The following is a 21940-nucleotide window of genomic DNA, read 5'->3' as shown; positions in this document are numbered from 1 at the left end:
CCCTACTGCCGCCGCGTCAGGCTGCAGCCGCTCGAGAGCTGGCGCGTCGAGCCGGTCGAACCGTCGTTCGACTGCGAGGGGAATTCTTCGAACGGTGAGTTTTGCTTGCCGGTGTTGAACTCGAAGATCTTGCGGAACAGGCCGGGGGCCATCGCCGAGATCGGATTGACGCGCATCACGGGCGCAGCCGGTGTGCCGACGACCTCATAGGTCACGCCGATCAGCCCTTCATTGTTGCCGCCGCCGAGGAAGATGCCGAACAACGGGATCTGGCCGAAGATGTTGTTGACGCCATACATCGGCACGAAGGTGCCGCTCATGCAGACCTGGTTGCCGGGATAGTCGATCGAGCCCTCGATGGTGGCGCCGATCATGGGACCCTTGACCACGCCGTCGCGGACCGTGAGCGCACCATTCTGCCGGGTGAACTCGGCGCGGAGCGCACTGAACGAGACGCCGTTGCCGGTGCCGTTGGGCGCGCCGGCGGCGACGCGTTCGAGCTGCGCCTCGCCCTTCACCGTGAAGTCGCGGACGTTGATGAGGCCCTCGCGCGAGGTGTTCGGCTCGGATGTCGGCGGCTCCATCGCCACCACCATCTGGCCGCCGACCGCCTTGGTATAGGTATCGGTGAAGCGCAGCAGCGCGCCGGCATCGTTGGTCTGAAGGTAGATCACCTCGCGGTTGCCCTGTGCACGCCCGCCGCGCAGATCAGCCGCCACCGGCGTGTCTTTGCCGACCTTGCCGCTCAGCGTGAACGCCTTGATGGCACCATTGCGTTTCGACATCTTGGCATCGACGCTGCGCATGGCCTCGCCGTTGAAACCCGCGACGGCGCCGAGCTTCACGTCGATGTCGAAATCGACATTCTTCATCTTGTTCTTGTCGTCCTTGGAATTGCCGGAGATCGCCGATTTCAGGAAGCCGCGACCGTCAAACACATCGCCGCGCATCGTGCCCTTGATGACGCCATCCTGGCTGCGCTCCACCTTGAGCGAGGCCTTGTCGCCATCGGACGGCGAATAGGTGGGGAAGTTCGCATTCATGAGGTCGCCGTTCGCGTCGACCTCGAGCGAGCCCTTGATCGAAGCGCCACCGCCTTCGATGACGATGTCCTCCAGACGCGTCGATTGTGCGGTCGGCACGACCTTGAAGCTGGCCTTGCCCGACTTGCCCGGCAGCTTGACCCAGCCGGGCAGGATGTTGTCGAGCTTCACCGAGGTCAGGTCGGCCTCGACGCCGAGCTTCGTCGTCTGATCGGGGCCGCCGGCGATCTTGCCCGACAGCTTGATCGGCAACGATCCGCTGACGGCGGGGCTGAGATCGAATCCCAGGCGCGCCCGGCTCGCATCGTCCAGCGTCGCCTGCAACCTGACATCCGCGTCGCCCTCGGCCGGCTTGCGGTAGTCGAGCGAGGCCGCTTGCCCGTTGATCTTGACGTCGCCCTTGACCTGATAGCCCTGGTTGCTCGCGACGATCTTGAGAGTGTTGGCCTCCAGCTTCTGGTTCATCACCAGCTTGTCGGCGGCAAAACCGTTGAGATCGGCGGTGACGGCGTAGGTCGTGTCCGCCTTGGTCAGCTCGCCCTTGACCGGCAGGCCGAGCTGGATATTCGCCGTGAACGTCCCCTTGCTGGTGTTGGGATCGACGACGGTCGATGACAGATCACTCAGGCGATCATTCGAGAGCATCTCGGCCGCCGCAGGCACGGGTCCGTCGACGCGGAACCTGGTCCGCGACGGCGACGGCTTGGGCGCCATATCCGGCACCTCAAAGACGAAATCGGAAATCGTGACTTTGCGGCCGGCAGGCGTATCGGCGATGCCCTGTCCGATGGTCACGGTCGCGGTGCGGCCGGTCACGCGCGCCTTCAGATCGGCATCGTGCACAACAGGCATGCCGTCCACGGGACGGACCGCGACGCCGCTCGCCACGATGTTGACCGAGAGGCCGTCGTCGGGAATGGGCGGGCCCTTGCGCGGAAGGTTCTTCGTCGGCGAATTGACGCCGATCTCGATGCGCTGGAGCGTACCGCGCTCGATCCGCTCGATCACCCATTCGCGCAACTCGGGAACCACAAGCGTCGGCCACATCCGCTTCAGCGCGGAGGCCGACATCGGCGTTCCCGCAAAGCCCAGCGTCAGCCGGGGCTCGCCGGAATAGTCGATGGCACCCGTGCCGGCGACGCCGATCTCGCCATTGCTAATGTCGGCCTGCGTCAGCAGGAGGCGCTTGTGGTCGGTGTCGAAGCGGAAGCCGATCGCGATGCGGTTGAAGACGAGCGGCGGCTCGTTGTCGATGCCGCCGAGCAGGATCGAACCGCCGCTGAAGCCGAGCTGCCAGTCATTGATGGTGCCGTTGGGCGGCTCGAGATGGGCCAGAAGCGTCAGGCGGTTCGCGCCCGACAGGATCTTGAACGGTGCCACCAGCACCCGCCGATTGGCGTCCCACTCGACGTTGATCTCGGCCTGGTCGATCGCCATCGGATAGTCTGGCGTGTCGGTGTCGATGATATTGCCGGCGCCGACCGCGAGCTTGCCGCGGAAGAAGGTCGGCACGCCATCGCGGCCGAGTTCGCCCTTGAGCTCGCCCGTCAGCGGCAGGTCGGCGGTGTAGGTGAGATCCTTGACCCGCAACGCCAACAGGATGTTGGAGGTCGAGACCTTGTCGGCCTTGATGTCGACCGAGCGCACGCCGTTCTCGGCCGGCCCGATCGTGGCGCGCAGCATCCATGGGCGCGCGCCCTCTTCGCCCAGGCTGAGCGTGACGCCCCCGCGGCTCGGCCGGCGCAGGCTGAGCGTGATGTTCTCAAACGACCATTTGCTGCCGCGCTGCTGATCGTCGACGATCAGGTTGCCGTTCTTCAGACCGATCTCGTTGAGGTTCTGGCCGTCGAGGCCGGTCATGCTCAGACTGTCGAGCCAGTCGAGGCCCTGAAGGATGCCGCTCTGCGCCGTCGCCTGAGGCGGGCCTTGAGAGGCGGCTTGGGATGGATCCTGGCTCGCGGGCCCCGTGGCGAATGGCGGCGGCGGGACGCCGTTGCGCGGGAACGTCGGCGGCAGGCCCGCGTCCTTCTTCGAGGCGACGCCGGTTGCCAGCGGCTTTGCGGTATCGCCGGCGGACACGGTGACGGTACCGTCGGGCGCGATGCGGATCGCGAGTTCGGCATCGACCAGGTTGAGGCTCTCGGCGCGCAGGTGCCCCATCAAGAGGCCCGCACCCGATAGCTTCACTTCGGCCTTCGGCGCGCTGGCAACGATGGCGTGATCGCGATCGCGGACGATGATGTCTCGGATGCGGACGGCGATGCGAACTCGGCCGGCGCGCTCGATCTGGGTGCCTCCGATCTCGACCGTGTTGCCGTGACCGATATTGTCCTCGATCGCGGCCGCCAGCCATGGCGTTGCAATGTCGAGATTGATGGGGCCGGCACCGAGCCGCCACCACAGGGCGCCGAAGCAGCCGATGAAGATGACGGCGAGAGTCCCGACCACAAGGACGACACGCTTCAGCCAGCGATCGGCGGCCAGCCAGCGGCGCAACGCGCCAAAACCGTCACCGAAGCGATGAAAGCCCGAATTGGAACGCGACAACAGCCGGCGCGCGCGATGGCCCGCGGCCGCCTCCTGATCCGGATCCCAATCGGCGTCGTCCCATTCCTGCGGCTGTTGCTGAACGCCGCGCCGATCGAAGTCCCGATTGTAATCCTGGGGCGACTTATTCCTTGCCATTGCCTCTCGATACAGGCGCCCGTCAAACGATTGAGCGCCGCCGGGACCGCAGCCGTCCGCGGGAAGCGAAGCTCCCTGCGCCGGCATTGCCGCCATACCTCGAATATTCCTGCTGTTCGTCATTTCGCCCCGGGAGCGCGTTCAACGAGCAGTGGGGTGGTGCGTGGAATTCCTTGTAACCATACTCCGGCGCCGCCAGACTTGCCCAGCCGAGGGCGCGATTCCGGCAAACCGGACGAGACCTGCAATACCGTTTCGGTTGACCCGCCGAAAGCGTCGAAAGGAAGGCGTATGTCCAAGAAATCCCGAACGAAATCGTCCAAAACGCCCTCCGGCAGTCCGACGGCTAAAAAGACGGCCCTGAAAACGCGGGCCTCTACTCCGACAAAGTCCGCGAAAACACAGCGGACACCGGCGACCAAATCAACCGGGACCTTAGCAAAAGCAGGATCACATACGGCCGCATCGAAACAGTTAAATTCCTCCAAATCGGCGTCCCCGCCCCCTAAGGCGAAGTCCGGCCTGGCCGAGGGCCAGAAGGCCCCCGCCTTCCGCCTGCCCCGCGACGGCGGCGAGGTCGTCACATTGGCGGATTATGCCGGCCGAAAGCTCGTCCTGTTCTTCTACCCCCGCGCCGACACGCCCGGGTGCACCCGGGAGGCGATCGACTTCACTCGCCTCGCCGGTGCCTTCGCGGCTGCCGGTACCGCCGTGCTCGGCGTCTCCGCCGATCCGTTAAAGGCTCAGGAGAAGTTCCGCGACAAGCACAAGCTCGGTATCCCACTGATCTCGGATGAAACCCACCAGATGCTGGAAGCCTATGGCGCCTGGGGCGAAAAATCCATGTATGGCAAGAGCTTCCTCGGGATTCTTCGTACCACGATACTGGTCGGGGCCGATGGCAAACTGGCCAGGATCTGGCGCAATGTCCGGGTAGACGGCCATGCCGACAAGGTGCTGGAAGCTGCAAGAAGTCTTTAACCAGTCCTTTAAATTCGCGCGTTCCCGTTTCCGGAAAATTAACCATGAGCGGCCCAGATTGCTGCGGCAATTTAGGCCGTACGGACTCATCCGACCGGCGCGGGAGTGCCGATGTCGAAAAGTTCTGCCCAATACTCGCAGTACGCCCAACATCATCCTCACGACCGCGGACGGGCCTCCCAACGCCGTCCCGCCCTCGCGGCAACCGCAGCGATTCCCCTTCCCGCGACCGACGACGCCTACACCATCGTCCATGCCGGCAAGCAGGTTCGCTTCGGGCCCGTGGTGTTCTGGATCGTGGTCGGCACGGTGGTGCTGCTCGGCCTCTGGTCGGCGGCAACCGCCACCTATTTCGCGTTCCGTGACGACGTCCTGACCCGGCTGATCGCCCGCCAGGCCGAGATGCAATACGCCTATGAGGACCGCATCGCCGAGCTGCGCGCCAAGGTCGACCGCACCACCAGCCGCCAGTTGCTCGACCAGGAACAGTTCGACCAGAAGCTCGACCAGATCATGAAGCGCCAGACGGCGCTGGAGTCCCGGGCGACGGCGCTTGGGGCCATGCCTGACGTGACCGGCTCGATCCCCCGCGCGGCCCCGCAGCGCGGCGATTCGAGCCAGAGCACGCCAAAACCCTCGCCGATCAGCGACACCGTGATTTTCGTGGCGCCTCCGGACCGTGAGGCTCGCCTGGAGTCGCGGGCTCCGACGGTCGCAGCACCCCCGACCAGCCAATTCGCCAAGAACCAGGGCTTCGACAACGTCCTGGTTCGGCTCACGACCTCGCTCGACCAGGTTGAACGGCGCCAGATGGCGGCGCTCAGCGCCGTCGAGGAAGGCATGGATTCACGCATGCGCCGGATGCGCGGCGTCGTCAGTGATCTCGGCCTGAATCTCGCCAATCTCGAATCCGCCGTGCCGCGCAGCGCGATGGGCGGGCCGTTCGTACCGGTCAAGCTGACGGCCAATGCCGGGCCGTTCGAGAAACAGCTCTATCGCATCAACACCACGCGCGCCGAGATGGACCGTCTCAACCGTACGCTGGCGCTCGTGCCCTATCGCAAGCCCGTCATCGGCGAGGTCGAATTCACCTCCGGCTTCGGCGTCCGCAGCGATCCCTTCCTCGGCCGGCCCGCGATGCATACCGGGCTCGATTTCCGCGCGGCCACCGGCGACCCGGTTCGCGTCACCGCCAACGGCAAGGTGGTGTCGGCCGGCTGGTCCGGCGGCTACGGCCGCATGGTCGAGGTCGACCACGGTAATGGGCTCTCGACCCGCTACGGCCATCTCTCCGAGATCAACGTCAGGGTCGGCGAGACCGTGAAGATCGGCCAGGTCGTCGGTCTGGTCGGGTCGACCGGTCGCTCCACCGGTCCGCATCTGCATTACGAAACCCGCATCGAGGGCGAAGCGGTCGATCCGCAGAAGTTCCTGCGCGCCGGCGTGCGTCTCAGCGCGGGCTAAACCCGCGACAAAAGGCGCCTATGATCACTGGCTGCGTTCGTGGCCGACCTCGCCGGTGATGACGTCGCCGAACAGCTCCCAGGCCTGCCCGTTGAAGCGCATCAGCTGCATCTGCTCGATCGGGAAATAATCGTCCGGTGAGGTGTTGACCATGATGCCGGGCAGCATCAGGTCGGTGTGGAAATCCTTCAGGCTCGCCGCCTGCTTCATGACGTTCTCACGCGTGAGATTGTCGCCGCACTGCTTGAGCACCTGCGCCATCGCCTCGGCCTGGACATAACCGTAGATGTTGTTGGAATTGGCCTTGTCGCCGTCGGGATAATATTTGTCCATGAATTCGCGCCATTTCACCACGGCCGGATCCTTGTCCCAGGTCGGATCGGTCGGGTCCTTCAGATAGACCGTCGAGATGATGTCCTTGGAAAAGTCGAGCCCGGCGGGCTTGAGCACCGAGGCGACGGATGTCGCGGTGTTGGCCAGGAAGAATTTCGGCTTCCAGCCGAGCTCGCCGACCTTCCGGATCGCCTGCGCCGAGCCCTTCGGCGCGGCCCATGAAAAGAAGATGTCGGCACCGGAATCGTGCAGGGCGACGATCTGCGAGTCGATCGAGGGATCGCTGACTTCGTAAGATTTATCGGCGATGATCATATTGGCCTTGTCGCCGAGCCCGTCCTTCAGGCCCTTGAACTGGTCCTTGCCGGCGTCGTCGTTCTGCCAGAACACAGCGATCTTGCTGCTCGGGAAATGATCGCGAATGTACTTGGCGTAGATTCGTCCCTCGCTCTGGTAGTTGGGCTGGAAGCCCATGGTCCACGGGAAATTCTTGGGGTCGCCGAACTTGGTGCCGCCGGAGGCGACGAACAGTTGCGGCACCTTCTTGGCGTTCATGTATTTCATGATCGCGGAATTCGAGGGCGTGCCGAGCGGCTGGAAGATCAGCAGCACCTCGTCGCTCTCGACCAGCTTGCGCGCCTGCTCGATTGCCTTCGGCGGCGAATAGGCATCGTCATAGCTGATGAAATTGATCTTGCGCCCGTTAATGCCGCCCTGATCGTTGATCATCTTGAAATAGGCGGCCTCGGTCTTGCCGATCACACCATAGGACGACGCTGGCCCGCTATAGGGCATGATGTTGCCGATCTTGATTTCGGTGTCGCTGGCTCCGGGGTCGTATTTTTTCTGCGCCGAGACCGGTGTCGTGATGAGCACTCCGGCAGCAAGCATGGCGAGGGCAGCAAGGTTTTTGCGACGACCCGGCATCGGTCTCTCCCCTGTTTTGTAGTCTTGTTTTGTAGGGAGTGTCGCAAGGCCGTTCGCGGCTGGCAAGCGCTTCGATTTTCCGCGAGATGAAACGGCGAATCCGGAATTTACTCGCTGCGTCGCAGCAGGTTCAAAACGCGTCCGTCGATCACGAGCAGCGCGCTGCCAATGACGATGGCGCCTGCGATCTCGCGCATCGAGATCGGCTCATCCAGCACCAGCCATCCCAGCAGGATGGCGGTGACGGGAATGAGCAGCGTCACCAGCATGACATTGCTCGCACCGGAGCGCCGTATGATCTGAAAGAAGACGATATAAGCGAGCGCCGTCGAGAGGCCCGCGAGCCCAAGCACGGCGAGCCAGGTCGTCAGGCCCGGCACCGGAAGACGCCAAGGCTGCTCCACCACGCCGGCGACGATCACCATCATCACCGGACGCCATCAGCTGAAACGTCGCGGTGCCGAGCGGAGCTGAATCCTTCAGCATTCGCCGCGCTGCCAGTGCGGCGAATCCATAGCTGAAGGCGCCGCCAAGGCAGAGCAGGATGCCGAGCTCCTGCCCCGGCCTCGTCTCGAGGCCCCATCCGCGCAGGATGATCACGCCGGCAAGGCCGAGCCCCACGCCGGCCACGCGCCGCATCCGCAAGGCCTCTTCGCCCGCCGCGGCCATCACGACCACCGTGAACAGCGGTGTCGTCGCATTCAGGATCGACGCCAGTCCACTCGGGATGAAAGTCTGCCCGGCCACGATCAACGAGAACGGGATGACATTGTTGAACAGCCCGATCACAACGAACGGCTTCCAGCCCACAATGCTCTTGGGCAAGCCGATCCCCTGCATGCGGAGCAGCGGCAGCAGCATGGCGGCACCGAGCGCGACGCGCAAAAACACCAGCGTCAGCGGCGGCAATTCCCGCAAGGCGGCGCCGTTGAAGAAGAACGAGCCACCCCATAGAACGGAGAGCACCGCGAGCAGCGACCAGTCGCGCGCGTCGATCCGGTTGTCGGTTGGGAGCATGCGTTTCACCTCGGCGCGGCTCCTCGCCTAGGACAACACGGAAAATCTCGCCACCCGGTTTCCGACAAGACTGCCAAGATCATCCCCGAGTCCGGCGATCGCCCGCGATATCGGCAACAACCGCCCCAATCACCAGCGCGCCGCCAATGAGCGCGTGGACGGCCGGTATCTCGCGGAAGGCAACCCAGATCCAGAACGGCATCAGCGGCGTTTCCAGCGTCGCTATCAGGGAAGCTTGTCCTGACGGCAGCAAGCGCGAGCCGAGCATGTAGAAGGTCAAGCCCAGCGCGACTTGAAGGCAGCCGAACATCGCGAGGATCGCGAGGCCGTTGCCGCCGACATGAGCGATGTCATGCGCGAATGGAAGGCTGACGAGGCTTCCGATGAAATTCGACAGCGCGGCTGCCGCCACCATCGACGTCTCGCGATGGCGCCGGACCACCACCGTCATGGTGGAGATGGCGAGCACCATCAGGCAGCTGAGCGCGATGCCACCGAGGTCGGCACCGGCTCGCACACCGCCGACCGTGATCACCACGCCGGCAAAGGCAATCAGGCTCGCAATCAGCGTGCGCCATGTCGCGGCCTCATTGAGCCACAGCCAAGCCAGTGCGGCCGCAACGAACGGCTGTGTTGCGATCAGCACCGCCACGTTCATGACGTCGGTCATCTGCAGCGCGGGAATGAACGAAACCATGCCGATCGCGGACAATGAGGCCACGAGCAGGCCTGCCTTGCCCGGCGCCAGCAACTGCCGCAGGCCGGCGCGGCTTTGCATCACCACGAGAAGCACGGTGATCAGGCTGCCGGCGAACAGGCCGCGCCAGAACAGAATGGTCCAGGGGTCAAACGGCAGAAGGCGTGTGAAGAACGGCGCCGTACTCCAGGCAATCGCGGCGGCGACGACGAGGGCAATGCCAAGACCGCGTTCCGAACGAGGCTGCCCCATGTGATGCGACCGGCTAGGACGGCTTCTTCGGCCGCGACACCAGCTCGATCATCCTGCCTTCGTCGTCATCAGGCATCGCCGCCTTCGCCTGCGCGTAGGACTCGACCGCGGCCCGCGAGACTAGCGGCTTGTCGGCCAGCAGGCTCTCCGCGAGCTTGACGGCATAGGCGGCATCCTTGTGCCGCAGCGCTGCCGTGAAGGTCGCGCCGCTGAAGTCGCGGGCGACCATGCGCTTGGAATGGCGCTGCACCTGCGGGCTTGCGGCGACGCCCGCCTGGATCGACTCCAGCACGAGGTTCATGTCGAGCCCGGCCTGCTCGGCGATGGCGAGCCCCTCGGCGAGGCCGGCGATCTGGATCGCGCCCATGAGATTGTTGATGAGCTTGTAGACGGTGCCGGAACCGACCGCGCCGAAATGGCGGATGGTCGAGCCGATTGGCGTCAGATACGGCCGCGCGCGTTCGAGATCGGCGGCGTCGGCACCAACCAGCAGCGTCAGTTTTCCGGCGGCCGCCGCATCCGGCAATCCCGTCACGGGGCAATCGATATAGATGAGCCCGCGCGCATTCAGCTCGCGGCCCATCTCGCGGGCATGGTCATAGGAGACGGTGGAGCATTCGATCGCGATGGTGCCTGATTTCGCCGTCTTGGCCGCGCCCTTCGGCCCGAGCCAGACCGCGCGCGAGGCTTCGTCATCGGCAACCATGGTCACGACCGCGTCGGCATCGATCGCGGCGTCCTCGGGCGAGGTCGCCCAAAGCGCGCCGCGCGCGATCAAATCTTCAGCCTTGGCCTTGCTGCGATTCCACAGCGTCACCGTGAAGCCGGCATCGAGATAGCGGCCGGCCATGCCGTGGCCCATCCGTCCAAGCCCGATGAAGGCGACGCGGGGCATGATTAGTCCACGTCCTCGATGTCGGCACCGGTGGTGCCAAAGGCGCGCTGCGCCAGCGTCGCGGCCATGAAGTCGTCGAGATCGCCGCCGAGCACGCCCGAGGTGTCCGAGGTCTGCACCCCCGTGCGCAGATCCTTCACCATCTGATATGGCTGCAGCACGTAGGAGCGGATCTGGTGACCCCAGCCGATATCGGTCTTGGCGGCCTGGTCGGCGGCGGCCTTCTCTTCGCGCTTCTTCAGCTCGATTTCATACAGGCGCGCGCGCAGCATGTCCCAGGCCTGGGCCCGGTTCTTGTGCTGGGAGCGGCCGGCCTGGCAGACCACGGCGACACCGGTCGGAATGTGCGTCAGCCGCACCGCGGATTCGGTCTTGTTGACGTGCTGGCCGCCGGCGCCGCCCGAGCGCATGGTGTCGACGCGGACGTCGGCTTCCTTGATGTCGATCTTGATGCTGTCGTCGATGACGGGGAACACCTGCACGCTCGAGAACGAGGTGTGCCGCCGCGCGTTGGAATCGAACGGCGAGATGCGCACCAGGCGATGCACGCCCGCTTCCGTCTTCAGCCAGCCATAGGCGTTGTGGCCCGAGACCTGGATCGTCGCGGACTTGATGCCGGCCTCTTCGCCCTCGGACTCTTCCAGCACCTCGATCTTGAAGCCGTGGGTGTCGGCCCAGCGTGTGTACATGCGCAGCAGCATCTGCGCCCAGTCCTGGCTTTCGGTGCCGCCGGCGCCGGCGTGGACTTCGAGATAGGAATCGAACCGGTCGGCTTCGCCCGACAGCAGCGCCTCGAGCTCGCGCCGCGCCACTTCCTTCTTCAGATTCTTGAGAGCCGCTTCGGCTTCCGCGACGACGCCGGCATCGCCCTCGGCCTCGCCGAGCTCGATCATGCCGATGTCGTCTTCGAGCTCCTGCTCGACCTTGCCGATGCCCGAGAGCGAATCCTCCAGCGAGGTCCGCTCCTGCATCAGCTTCTGGGCTTTCTGGGGATCGTTCCAGAGATTGGGATCTTCTGCGAGCTTGTTCAGCTCAGCGAGGCGCGCCGTCGATCTCTCGACGTCAAAGATGCCTCCTCAGCAGCCCGACTGACTGCTTGATCTCTTCTACCAACCGTTCGATTTCGGCGCGCATGTCGTTCTCTGATGTCGCGGAATTGGTCCGCGTTAGATTGCTAGCGCATGATCCGGGAAAGTGTGCAGCGGTTTCCCGACAAGATCATGCGCAAACGAAAAACCTGAAACGCGATGACTCGTCACGTTTCAGGGGATGTAACGGCGGCAGCGCCAAAGCGCAACCGCCGGAACCGGGATCGTCTGTCTTGTCCTAAGCCTTAGTACAACCCGCCGGTGCCCGGCCGCATGAAGAAGCCGGAATCGGGCTGCTGCTGCTGCGAGGCCGGCACGCCGCCGCGCCCGTCGGCATCGGCAACGCCGATGACCGAGTAATTGTCCGGCGGCGCCGTGCCCGGCTTGAAGGCTTCGAGAATGGTTCCGCCAGTCTCGCCAGGACCTGCGCGCATGCCGGTTTTGGAGACGACGCGCACGAGCTTGATGCCGGCAGGCACCTTGAAGGGGACGGCGGGCTTGTCGGCGAGCGCGAGCTTGAGGAAATCGCGCGCGATGGGAGCGGCCAGATGGCCGCCGGTTGCGGCATTGCCCTTACCCAGCGGACGCGGCTTGTCGTAGCCCATGTAGATGGCGACGGCGACGTCGGGCGAGAAGCCGACGAACCAGGCGTCCTTGGCCTCGTTGGTGGTGCCGGTCTTGCCGGCGACGGGTTTGCCGACTTCCTTGATGACCGTGGCCGTACCGGCCTGCACCACGCCTTCCATCAGCTCGGTGATCTGATAGGCGGTCATGGAGTCCAGCACCTGCTCGCGGCGGTCGATCAGCTGCGGCTCGGCCTGGTTCTTCCAGCCGCCCGGCGCGTCGCAGCCGCGGCATTCACGCTGGTCGTGCTTGAAGATGGTGTGGCCGTAGCGGTCCTGGATGCGATCGATCAGCGTCGGTTTCACCCGGCGGCCGCCATTGGCGAGCATCGAGTACGCCGTGACCATGCGCATCGCCGTCGTCTCGCCGGCGCCGAGCGCGTAGGAGAGATAGTTCGGCAGTTCGTCATAGACACCGAAACGGCGGGCATATTCACCGATCAAGGGCATGCCGATGTCCTGCGCCAGCCGCACCGTCACGGTGTTGAGCGACTGCCGCAGCGCGTTGCGCAGCGTCACCGGTCCCTGGAATTTGCCCGAGGAGAAGTTTTCCGGCCGCCACACGCCGGCGCCCTGCCCCTGGTCGATTTCAATGGGGGCGTCGAGCACGACGGTCGAGGGCGTATAGCCATTGTCGAGCGCCGCCGAGTACACGATCGGCTTGAACGACGAACCCGGCTGCCGATAGGCCTGCGTGGCGCGATTGAACTGGCTCTGGTCGAACGAGAAGCCGCCGACCATCGCGAGCACGCGGCCGGTCCAGGGATCCATCGCCACCATCGCGCCGGACACTTCGGGGATCTGGCGCAACCGGTACTGGCCCTCGACAGGCTGGCCGTCCTTGTAGAGTGGATCGGCGTAGATCACGTCGCCGGGTTGCAGCACCTGCGACACCGCCGACGGCGTCTTGCCTTTGGTCCCGCCCTGCACGGCTCGCGCCCACCGCACGCCGTCAACCGTGACGATGCCGGTCTCGCGCTGCTTGCTTACGGCTCCGCCGAGCTCGCGGCTCGGCTGGAAGCCGATGCGGGCCGACTGGTCGCTGGTCTCCAGCACCACCGCCATGCGCCATGGCGAGATGTCCGAGAGCGACTTGATCTCGGCGAGCTTCACGCCCCAATCGCCCGAGGTATCGAGCTTGCTCATGGCGCCGCGATAGCCCTGCTGCTCGTCATAGTTCACGAGGCCCGAGACCATGGCCTTGCGCGCCATGACCTGGATCTTCGGATCGAGCGTGGTGCGGACGGAGAGACCGCCCTCATACAGCTTCTTCTCGCCGTAGCGCTCGAAGATGTCGCGGCGGACTTCCTCGGCAAAATATTCGCCGGCGAAGGTGTGGGCGCCGTTGGAACGGTTGGTGACGGCCAGCGGCTCCTTGCGCGCCTTGTCGGCGTCGGCCTGCTTGATCCAGCCGTTCTCCACCAGACGGTCGATCACGTAGTTGCGGCGTTCGATGGCGCGGTCACGGTTGCGGACCGGATGCAGCGTCGCCGGCATCTTCGGCAGCGCGGCCAGATAGGACGCTTCCGCCACCGTCAGCTCGTTCACCGACTTGTCGAAATAGACCAGCGAGGCAGCTGCGATGCCGTAGGCACCCAGACCGAGATAGATTTCGTTCAGATAAAGCTCGAGGATCTTGTCCTTCGAGTAGGTCTTCTCGATCCGCATCGCGAGCAAGGCTTCCTTGATTTTGCGGGCGAAGGAGACCTCGTTGGTCAGAAGGAAGTTCTTGGCGACCTGCTGGGTGATGGTGGAGGCGCCCTGCGGACGCCGGTTCGAGCCGTAATTCTGGATGTAGACCACGCCGGCGCGCGCCATGCCGGTGTAGTCGATGCCGCCATGCTCGTAGAAATTCTTGTCTTCGGCCGCCAGGAACGCGTTGATCACGAGCTTGGGCACCGCCTGGATCGGCAAATACAGCCGCCGCTCCTTGGCGTACTCGCCGAGCAGCGAGCCGTCGACCGCGTGCACGCGGGTCATCACCGGCGGCTCGTAATCCTGAAGCTGAGAGTAGTCGGGCAAGTCCTTGGAGAAATGCCAGATCAGGCCTGCCACGGCCCCGACACCAACAAGGAACACCACCGTTCCCGCGGCGAACAGGAAGCCCATGAACCGCACCAGCAAGCGCATTATGTGTTTATCCGTTCAATCTCTGGATCAGCTCAGTATCAGCCCCTTGGCACCCAAACAGGGGCCAACCTTCACGTCACGAATTCACCGGCTTACGCAATACCATCAGTGCCGGACTTTAGACGCTTGCCGAGCGGGATTCTCTCCGATTCCGGAACCCCCTGCGGCATTTTTATAAAGCGCCGGCTGTGGCCAAACTAGGGCTTTTGCGGCAGGACGGAAAAACCCTCGTCAATTTGACGATCCCCGGGTCGTCAATTCGACGATCCCGCCGTGGCCATCCGCTTGGTCAAGAACCCGTCGATCGCCTGCGCCATCGAGCCCACGGCACGGGAGCGCCAGCCCTCGGAGACCAGATGCTCTAGGTCGCCCTTATTTGAGACGTAACCGATCTCGACCAGCACCGAGGGCACGTCGGGCGCCTTCAGCACCCGGAAGCCCGCCGACTTCAGGGGATGCTTGTGCATCCGCACCGTCGACTTCATCTCGCCCATCAGAAGACGCGCGAAACGGTTTGAAAAGGTGCGGGTTTCCCGCTGCGTGAGGTCGATCAGGATGTCGGCGACGTCGGTCGGCTCCTCGGCAAGGTTAAAGCCGGCGATCGCGTCCGCCCGGTTTTCCGCGTCCGCCAGCCGCTGGGCCTCGGCGTCGGACGCCTTGTCGGACAGCGTATAGATGGTCGCGCCCTGCGCATCGCCCTCGGCACGGGGCAGCGCATCGGCATGAATAGAGACGAACAAGGCGGCCTTCAGATTCCGGGCGATCTTGGTGCGGTCATTGAGGGGAATGAAGGTGTCGTCGTCCCGCGTCATGACCACACGGTATTTGCCGGCCTTCTCCAGCTTGTCGCGGAGCGCCCGTCCAAAGGCCAGCACCAGGTTCTTCTCGCTCTCGCCGCTCGACTGCGTGCCGTTGTCGATGCCGCCATGGCCGGGATCGATCACGACCACCGGGCGGCCATCGGCCTTCTGCTGCGCCGTGTCCGGGGCCGTCGTCGCGGGAGCCGTTGCGGGCTGCGCCTCGGCGATCGTGGGCCGCAGCTCGGGGCGATTTTCGGGTGCGAGCGACTGCACGAAGGCGGTCCGGTCGACCTCCTCCAGCTCCAGCACGAGCCGGGCCGGCTGGCCATTGGCCGCCTCCAGCACATAGGAATTGGCGATCCGGGCCGGTCCCGTCAGGTCGAACACGATTCGCGAGCCGCCGGGCATGACGAGCCCGTAGCGGAAGGCCTTGACGAGACCGCGCCCCCCGACCCCCGTGCCCGCGGGCAGCTGAAAATTGACCTGCGGCACGTCAATGACGACCCGGTACGGATCCGCGAGCGTGACCGCACGGAAGGTAACGGCCTGGTCGATGTCGAGAATGAAGCGGGTCTGCTTGCCATCGCCGGCCAGCCGCGCGGCCGAGGCGACTGGAAAATTCGCTACCGCAACAGTGGGTTGCGGCTGGCTTTCCGCGGCGCTCAGGCGCGAGGAATCAGCGCACGGCAACGCTGCAGCGCACAGAAGTGCGCATCCCAGCAAAACCCGTTGATTTGTGCGGCTCGCCACCGATTCCGTGCCTCCGAGCAGCCCTTTTAACGCAATAGAACCACAGGGTTAATCGATCCTTAATGACAGAAACGCGAAACTCGCTGACTGTGACCGCCGTGCGACGCTCCCTTGCACCGATGGCTCATTCCTCGTATGTACGGAATGCTGACGGCCGATATTTCCGGTTGTGTCGCATTCAGCCTCCCGGTGCAGCGCCGGAACTCTCAAGGTTTGGGAATTCCAGCGTTTTCCGCTCCCCTCTAAGACCAGCGCGGTGCGCGGCAGCGAGGTGGAGCGGGTCAAGCGCCGGCGGCGGACGGTCCTGGGTTACCTCTCGCGTTACCGGGACAGTTCTGACAGCGACGTAACCCATTACCCGGTCCCTTGATCCCAAGGGAGCGGTTCGTGATCCCCCAAGGCGAGCGCGCTCGCGCCATGCCTGGCCAGCAGCAACTGATTGAAGGGCGGCCTCGCCGCCCAGTGTTTCATACGGGCCGACGCTTGATGCGCCAGACTGTGCCGACGAATTCTGAAGGATCATTCGCGACGCTGCGGAATGAAAATCCCGCGCGCCGCCTTGGTCCTGAAGCTTCCGGTTCGGCAAGGCGCGAGAGACGGCGTTTCGGCCTTCCCCTCACCCCCGAATCAGGTGGACCGTCGCGTCACCCGGCAGCGCAGCTTGCGCCCACGGTGAACCGCGCCCGCCGCCGCCAAGAGTTAAGACATGCCCAACAAGATGTTGATCGATGCCACCCACCCGGAAGAGACCCGGGTCGTCGTGGTCCGCGGCAATCGCGTCGAAGAGTTTGATTTCGAGACCGCGCAACGCAAGCAACTGCGCGGGAATATCTACCTCGCCAAGGTCACAAGGGTCGAACCTTCGCTCCAGGCCGCTTTCGTCGAATATGGCGGCAACCGCCACGGCTTCCTCGCCTTCAGCGAAATCCATCCTGACTACTACCAGATCCCGGTCGCCGACCGGCAGGCGCTGATCGAGGCCGAGGAACAGGCCCATCGCGAGGCCGAGGAAGAGAGCGAGAACCGCTCCCACGGCCGCCGCCGTTCGCGCCACCGCAACGCCCGCCGCCGCGGTCATGGCGAGCGCGTGCGCAGCGACATCGTCGAAGGCGCAGATCCCGCGGCCCAGCCGATCGAAGGTGCGGCGCTGCCGGAGCGCGCCGAGGGCGCCCTGCACGAAGGCGAGCATCTGCACGCCGACGCGGAGCATCACGGCGAGCACGAAGCTCACGATCACCACGATCATGATCATGATCATGGCGACCATGATCACGACGATCATCATGCCCATGATGACGGGCACCATCACGCTCACGATCATGACCATGGTCACGATGGCGAGCATGATCACCACGACCACGCCGACGAGACGCCCGCGCCTGTCGCAACGATTGGCGCCGAGCCCGTGGTCGCTGCCGAGCTGCAGGAGACCGCTGCCCCCGAAGCGCATGCGGAAGCTCTGGCTGAGGCCGTGACCTCCGCCGCTGAGCCGGCCGATGCCGTGTACGCGGCGGGCGAGAGCGCCGAGACGCCGCATGCCGAGGCTGCGGAAACAACCAGCGAAGACGACGAGGACGAGGACGAAGACGGCGAGGAAGCCGAAGAGGAAGTCGTTGAATCCGTCGGCGGCGACGACGTGCTGGAGGAAGTGCCGGAGCGCACCTTCCGCCCGCGCCGCCAGTACAAGATCCAGGAAGTCATCAAGCGCCGCCAGGTGATGCTGGTGCAGGTCGTCAAGGAAGAGCGCGGCAACAAGGGCGCGGCGTTGACCACCTACCTCTCGCTCGCCGGCCGCTATGCCGTGTTGATGCCGAACACCGCCCGCGGCGGCGGCATCAGCCGCAAGATCACCAGCGCTCAGGACCGTTCGCGCCTGAAGGAAGTGGTGCAGGATCTCGACGTGCCCGAGGGCATGGGCATCATCCTGCGCACCGCCGGCGCCGCCCGCACCAAGCCCGAGATCAAGCGCGACTTCGAGTACCTGATCCGGATGTGGGAGACGGTGCGCGACCTGACGCTGAAGTCGCAGGCCCCCACCCTCGTCTACGAGGAAGGCTCGCTGATCAAGCGCTCGCTGCGCGACCTCTACAACAAGGAGATCGACGAGATCTCGGTTGCCGGTGAAGCCGGTTACCGCGAAGCCCGCGACTTCATGAAGATGCTGATGCCCGCCAATGTCAGCGCGGTGAAGCAGTATCGCGACGGCCAGCCGCTGTTCTCGCGCATGGGCGTCGAGAGCCAGCTCGACGCGATGTTCTCGCCGACAGTGCAGCTGCGCTCCGGCGGCTACATCGTGATCAACCAGACCGAGGCGCTGGTCTCGATCGACGTCAACTCCGGACGATCGACCCGCGAGCACCATATCGAGGACACCGCGCTCAAGACCAATCTGGAGGCGGCCGAAGAGGTCGCCCGCCAGCTTCGCCTGCGCGACCTCGCCGGCCTGATCGTCATCGACTTCATCGACATGGACGAGAAGCGCAACAACCGTGCGGTCGAGCGCAAGCTGTCCGATTGCCTGCGGCAGGATCGCGCGCGCATCCAGGTCGGCCGCATCTCGCATTTCGGCCTGCTCGAGATGTCGCGCCAGCGCATCCGCGCCAGCGTGCTGGAGAGCTCGACCGATCCGTGCCCGCATTGCGGCGGTACCGGCCATGTCCGTTCGGTGTCGTCGGTGGCGCTGCAGCTGCTGCGCGGCCTCGAAGAGATCCTGATGAAGGGCGCGACCCACAATCTCGTGGTCCGCACCCGCACCGACGTCGCGCTCTATGTGCTGAACCACAAGCGCGGCCATCTGCGCGATCTCGAGAACGGCTTCAAGGTGACGTTGTCGGTCATCGCCGACGCGAGCGTCAGCGGGCCGCAGGCCTATCTCATCGACCGCGGCGAGCAGGTCCACACGCTGGAAGCCGCCAAGGCCCTACTGGTGGCGCAGGCGGCAGCAAGCCCGCCGCCGATCGTTGAAGAAGCCTATGACGACGAGGAATTCGATTCCGAACTCGAATCCGAGGTCGAAACCGAGGAGACCGAAGGTCTCGCCGAGGAGCAGGCTGCGGGCGAGGCAGCCTCCGACCAGGACGGCCAGCGCCGCAAGCGCCGCCGTCGCCGGCGCGGCCGCGGTGGCCAGCGCGACGGCGAGTTGCGTGAGGATAGCCCCACCACCCTTCCCGAGGCGGCCGTTGCCGCCGGCGAAGGCGAAGAGGATGCCGAGTCCGAGCAGGACGGCGAAGAAGGCGAGGAACAGGCGGCCCGGGGCGAGCAGCAGGGCAGCGCTGATCGCCGCCGCCGGCGTGGTCGCCGCGGCGGACGCCGTCGGCGTGGCGGCAGCGAGGACGGTCTCGCCGGCTCCATCAGCGACGAGCTCGCGGCCAATGCGCCGCCGGAAGCGTCCGACGCCGTCGCCGATTTCGACGGCTTTGGCGGCGAGGCTGCGCCTTCGATCGCGCAAGCCGAGCACGCCGCTGAGCCACAGGTCATCCAGTCTGAGCCGCGTACCGAGGTGCAGATGCAGACCGAGGCGCCGGCCCAGCCCGAGCCCGTTGCCGCGGAGGAAGAGCCCGCCGACGACAAGGCCGCGCGTCGCCGCTCCACGGTCCGGGAAAAGGTGAGCTTCCTGTCGAGCAGCCCGAGCGAGCCGGCAACCCCAGTTGCGGAGGCGCCCGAGCCGGTCGCTCCGCCCGCACCGGCACCCGAGCCCGCGCCGGAAGCGGCAACCGAAACCCCAGTCGCACCGCGCCGCGCCGGCTGGTGGTCGCGCCGCTTCGGCGGCGGCGAATAAGGCCGAACACCCAATGCAAAACGCCCGGCACAGCCGGGCGTTTTTTGTTTCGAAGCTCTCCTCGCCTCGGCTATGGCGGCGGCAATTCTTCGGCCAGCGGCGCAGCGTCGCGCGCAGCGATCCGGCGGAGCTGATCGTAGAGATCGGGCGCCTCGCTGGTGCAGAGGCAGACGCCTGTCGCAGACGGCGCATCGCCCGCGTTGAGGTAGGCGTGGCCCATCGTGCTGTCGAGATAGATGCCGTCGCCCTCGCCGAGGATCTCCGGCGCGTAGAACTCGGCGTGGACGGCAACGCGTCCGCTCGTCACCAGAAAATACTCCTCGCCGGCGTGGCGCAGCAGCGGGCCAAACTCTTCCAGCGAGCGCGCACGGACTTCGGCGAGGATCGGCACCATCCGTTTGCCGATCAAATCGGTGCATTGATATGTGTAGGTGTAGAACCCGGTCGTGATCACCTGCCCCTGCCCGGCGCGGCTGATGCTCCGTCGCGCCGTGACCGGCCGGCTCTGCTCAAGGCGCGGCGGCGCCGGATTGAACAGCTCGGCGATCTCCATCTTCAGGCCCGAGGTGAGCTGAAGCAGCTTGTCGTAGGTCAGCGACATCAGGCCGTTCTCGACCTTGGACAGGGTCGACAGCGCCATGCCGGTCCGCTCCGCAACCTGCTTCAGCGTCAGCCCCCGCGCCTGGCGGGCCGCCTTGAGGCATTGGCCGAGCTGGGAATTGGCGCCTTCCGGCGTCGTCATGATCTCGCTCATGCAGCAAGGCTACCACGGCGGCCGGAAAATTGTTGATCGATCCGTCTAATCTTTTCGGCGGAAAGGCGCCCAAACTCCGCTCTGATCCCCCATTCGGCAGAAGTTCCACAGTTTGCGCATCGGATGCCCCCATTTGACGAATATTGGTGCGCGCCGGCCACTTTCCGATATGCTAAATCGTTTTCACATTTTGAAAGGGGTTGGCATTGTCCGAACTGTGCGATTCCAGCGCTGTTGAGCTGCGCCGCCTGCTGACCGCCCGGGCGATCTCGCCCGTCGAGCTGCTCGAGTCATGCCTGTCGCGGATCGGCGCCATCAATCCCGCGGTCAACGCCGTCGTGACACTGGACGAGCCGGGCGCTCGCGCCGCGGCCAGGGAAGCCGAGGCCACCATCCTGCGCGGCGAGGATCGTGGCGCCCTCCACGGTCTCCCCGTTCTCATCAAGGACACCCAGGACACCGCCGGGATGCGCTCCACTTATGGCAGCCCGCTGCTGAGGGACAACGTCCCGGCCACCGACCAGGGTTCGGTTGCGCGCCTGCGCGCGGCCGGCGCCGTCATCTTTGGCAAGACCAACACGCCGGAATGGGCGGCCGGCGGCAACACCCGCAACCCCGTGTTCGGCGCCACCGGCAATCCCTTCGATCCCTCGCGCTCGGCGGCCGGTTCCTCCGGCGGCTCGGCGGTGGCGCTCGCCTGCGGCATGGCCCCGCTCGCCTCGGGCTCGGACACCGGCGGCTCCCTGCGCAATCCGGCCGGCTTCTCCGGCATCGTCGGCATGCGTCCCTCCTACGGCCTCGTGCCAAGCGAGAAGCGCGTGTTTGGCTGGTCCAATCTGTCGACCGACGGGCCGATGGCGCGCAACGTCGCCGATGCCGCGCTGATGCTGTCGGTGATGGCGAGCGACGATGCCCGCGATCCGCTCGCCTATACGCTGCCCGACGAGCCCTTGCGCGCGCGCGCCGAGCGCTGGGCCGCCCCGCGCCCCGCAGACCTCGGCAAGTTGCGCCTCGCCTTCACCGAGGATTTCGGCTTCGCCCCGACCGAGCAGGCCCTCCGCCGTGTATTCCGCGATCGCGTGACAAAACTTGCGCCGCTCTTCGCCGAATGTCGCGAAGCGACGCCGGACTGCTCCGGCGCCGACGACGCCTTCGCCGTGCTGCGCGCCGGCATGTTCCTCGCGACCCACGGCAAGAACTACAAGGAGCGGCCCGAGATGCTCGGACCCAATGTCCGCGCCAATGTCGAGGAAGGCCTCGGCTACACGCTCGAAGATCACGCGCGCGCGGCAACGACACAGACGCGGATCTATCGCGCCTGGCAGTGCTTCTTCGAAACGACCGACGTGCTGATCAGCCCGACCATCACGCTCAGTCCGCGGCCGTGGTCGGAGCCCTACCCCGCCGAGATCGACGGGCGGCCGACGAAATCCTACTTCCACTGGCTCGCGCTCGCTTATGCCGTCACGCTTCCCGGCCATCCCGCGATCAGCATTCCGCTCGGGCGCGATGAAGCCGGGCTGCCCTTCGGCCTCCAGATCGTCGGCCCGCGTGGCGGCGACGCCATCGTGCTCTCGGTGGCCGCGAGCCTCGAGGCGGCGTTCGCGGGCGATGCGCAATTGTGCCGGCCGGTGCCCGATCTGACGCGGCTTGCCACGGCGCCGCCGCTGTCGGCGGCACCCGGCTTCCTGACCTGGGAATAGCCCGACATCGGTCTGGCTGC

At 65.4% G+C, this 21940-nt stretch carries 12 protein-coding genes and 1 pseudogene; 4 read left to right on the top strand and 9 right to left on the bottom strand.

Annotated features, from left to right (window positions below):
• Positions 1-2: 2 nt before the first annotated feature.
• A complete protein-coding gene (locus tag RAD04_RS33160) occupies positions 3-3815 on the bottom strand; it encodes a YhdP family protein (protein ID WP_461627169.1) in 3813 nt (1270 codons plus the stop codon).
• 204 nt (positions 3816-4019) lie between these two features.
• Between RAD04_RS33160 and RAD04_RS33155 the strand changes: the two genes are divergently transcribed.
• Positions 4020-4709 (top strand): peroxiredoxin, encoded by a 690-nt coding sequence (locus RAD04_RS33155; protein WP_461627150.1) that lies wholly within the window; start codon positions 4020-4022, stop codon positions 4707-4709.
• 111 nt (positions 4710-4820) lie between these two features.
• Complete coding sequence (locus tag RAD04_RS33150; protein ID WP_461627149.1) at positions 4821-6173, top strand: M23 family metallopeptidase; 1353 nt, start codon at positions 4821-4823, stop codon at positions 6171-6173.
• 24 nt (positions 6174-6197) lie between these two features.
• Here RAD04_RS33150 and RAD04_RS33145 read toward each other — a convergent pair whose 3' ends face one another.
• From RAD04_RS33145 to RAD04_RS33115, 7 genes and pseudogenes are all read right to left on the bottom strand, one after another.
• Positions 6198-7433: an ABC transporter substrate-binding protein gene (locus RAD04_RS33145; protein WP_461627148.1), complete on the bottom strand. Its 1236-nt coding sequence runs from the start codon at positions 7431-7433 to the stop codon at positions 6198-6200.
• 107 nt (positions 7434-7540) lie between these two features.
• Positions 7541-8450, bottom strand: a pseudogene (locus tag RAD04_RS33140) (DMT family transporter).
• A gap of 79 nt (positions 8451-8529) precedes the next feature.
• On the bottom strand, positions 8530-9399 hold the full coding sequence (locus tag RAD04_RS33135) for a DMT family transporter (RefSeq protein ID WP_461627147.1): 870 nt from the start codon (positions 9397-9399) through the stop codon (positions 8530-8532).
• Positions 9400-9412: 13 nt separating this feature from the next.
• Positions 9413-10294 (bottom strand): NAD(P)-dependent oxidoreductase, encoded by an 882-nt coding sequence (locus tag RAD04_RS33130; protein WP_461627146.1) that lies wholly within the window; start codon positions 10292-10294, stop codon positions 9413-9415.
• 2 nt (positions 10295-10296) lie between these two features.
• Positions 10297-11428 (bottom strand): peptide chain release factor 2 gene (prfB, locus tag RAD04_RS33125; RefSeq protein WP_461627145.1). Its coding sequence is split into 2 segments (ribosomal slippage): positions 10297-11358 and positions 11360-11428, totalling 1131 coding nucleotides; the frame shifts between segments, so codons are not numbered across the junction.
• A gap of 199 nt (positions 11429-11627) precedes the next feature.
• Complete coding sequence (locus tag RAD04_RS33120; RefSeq protein WP_461627144.1) at positions 11628-14135, bottom strand: penicillin-binding protein 1A; 2508 nt, start codon at positions 14133-14135, stop codon at positions 11628-11630.
• 254 nt (positions 14136-14389) lie between these two features.
• Entirely contained in the window at positions 14390-15685 is a 1296-nt protein-coding gene (locus RAD04_RS33115; protein WP_461627143.1) for an N-acetylmuramoyl-L-alanine amidase, read from the bottom strand.
• Positions 15686-16391: 706 nt separating this feature from the next.
• Here RAD04_RS33115 and RAD04_RS33110 point away from each other — a divergent pair.
• Entirely contained in the window at positions 16392-19463 is a 3072-nt protein-coding gene (locus tag RAD04_RS33110) for an Rne/Rng family ribonuclease (RefSeq protein ID WP_461627142.1), read from the top strand.
• A gap of 70 nt (positions 19464-19533) precedes the next feature.
• On the opposite strand, the gene RAD04_RS33105 is transcribed toward RAD04_RS33110, so the two are convergent.
• Entirely contained in the window at positions 19534-20217 is a 684-nt protein-coding gene (locus tag RAD04_RS33105; RefSeq protein WP_461627141.1) for a helix-turn-helix domain-containing protein, read from the bottom strand.
• A 206-nt stretch (positions 20218-20423) separates the two neighbouring features.
• On the opposite strand from RAD04_RS33105, the gene RAD04_RS33100 reads away from it, so the two are divergent.
• Complete coding sequence (locus tag RAD04_RS33100) at positions 20424-21920, top strand: amidase (protein WP_461627140.1); 1497 nt, start codon at positions 20424-20426, stop codon at positions 21918-21920.
• The last annotated feature ends 20 nt before the right edge of the window (positions 21921-21940 follow it).

This window comes from Bradyrhizobium sp. 25ACV, from assembly GCF_054863005.1.
Note: the sequence above shows the minus strand (reverse complement) of the source record. Positions and strands in the feature narration are given on the sequence as shown.

Coding starts and splice junctions, on each gene's coding strand:
- RAD04_RS33160 (WP_461627169.1), bottom strand. CDS start 3,815: ATGCCGGCGCAGGGAGCTTCGCTTCCCGCGGACGGCTGCGGTCCCGGC.
- RAD04_RS33155 (WP_461627150.1), top strand. CDS start 4,020: ATGTCCAAGAAATCCCGAACGAAATCGTCCAAAACGCCCTCCGGCAGT.
- RAD04_RS33150 (WP_461627149.1), top strand. CDS start 4,821: ATGTCGAAAAGTTCTGCCCAATACTCGCAGTACGCCCAACATCATCCT.
- RAD04_RS33145 (WP_461627148.1), bottom strand. CDS start 7,433: ATGCCGGGTCGTCGCAAAAACCTTGCTGCCCTCGCCATGCTTGCTGCC.
- RAD04_RS33135 (WP_461627147.1), bottom strand. CDS start 9,399: ATGGGGCAGCCTCGTTCGGAACGCGGTCTTGGCATTGCCCTCGTCGTC.
- RAD04_RS33130 (WP_461627146.1), bottom strand. CDS start 10,294: ATGCCCCGCGTCGCCTTCATCGGGCTTGGACGGATGGGCCACGGCATG.
- RAD04_RS33120 (WP_461627144.1), bottom strand. CDS start 14,135: ATGCGCTTGCTGGTGCGGTTCATGGGCTTCCTGTTCGCCGCGGGAACG.
- RAD04_RS33110 (WP_461627142.1), top strand. CDS start 16,392: ATGCCCAACAAGATGTTGATCGATGCCACCCACCCGGAAGAGACCCGG.
- RAD04_RS33105 (WP_461627141.1), bottom strand. CDS start 20,217: ATGAGCGAGATCATGACGACGCCGGAAGGCGCCAATTCCCAGCTCGGC.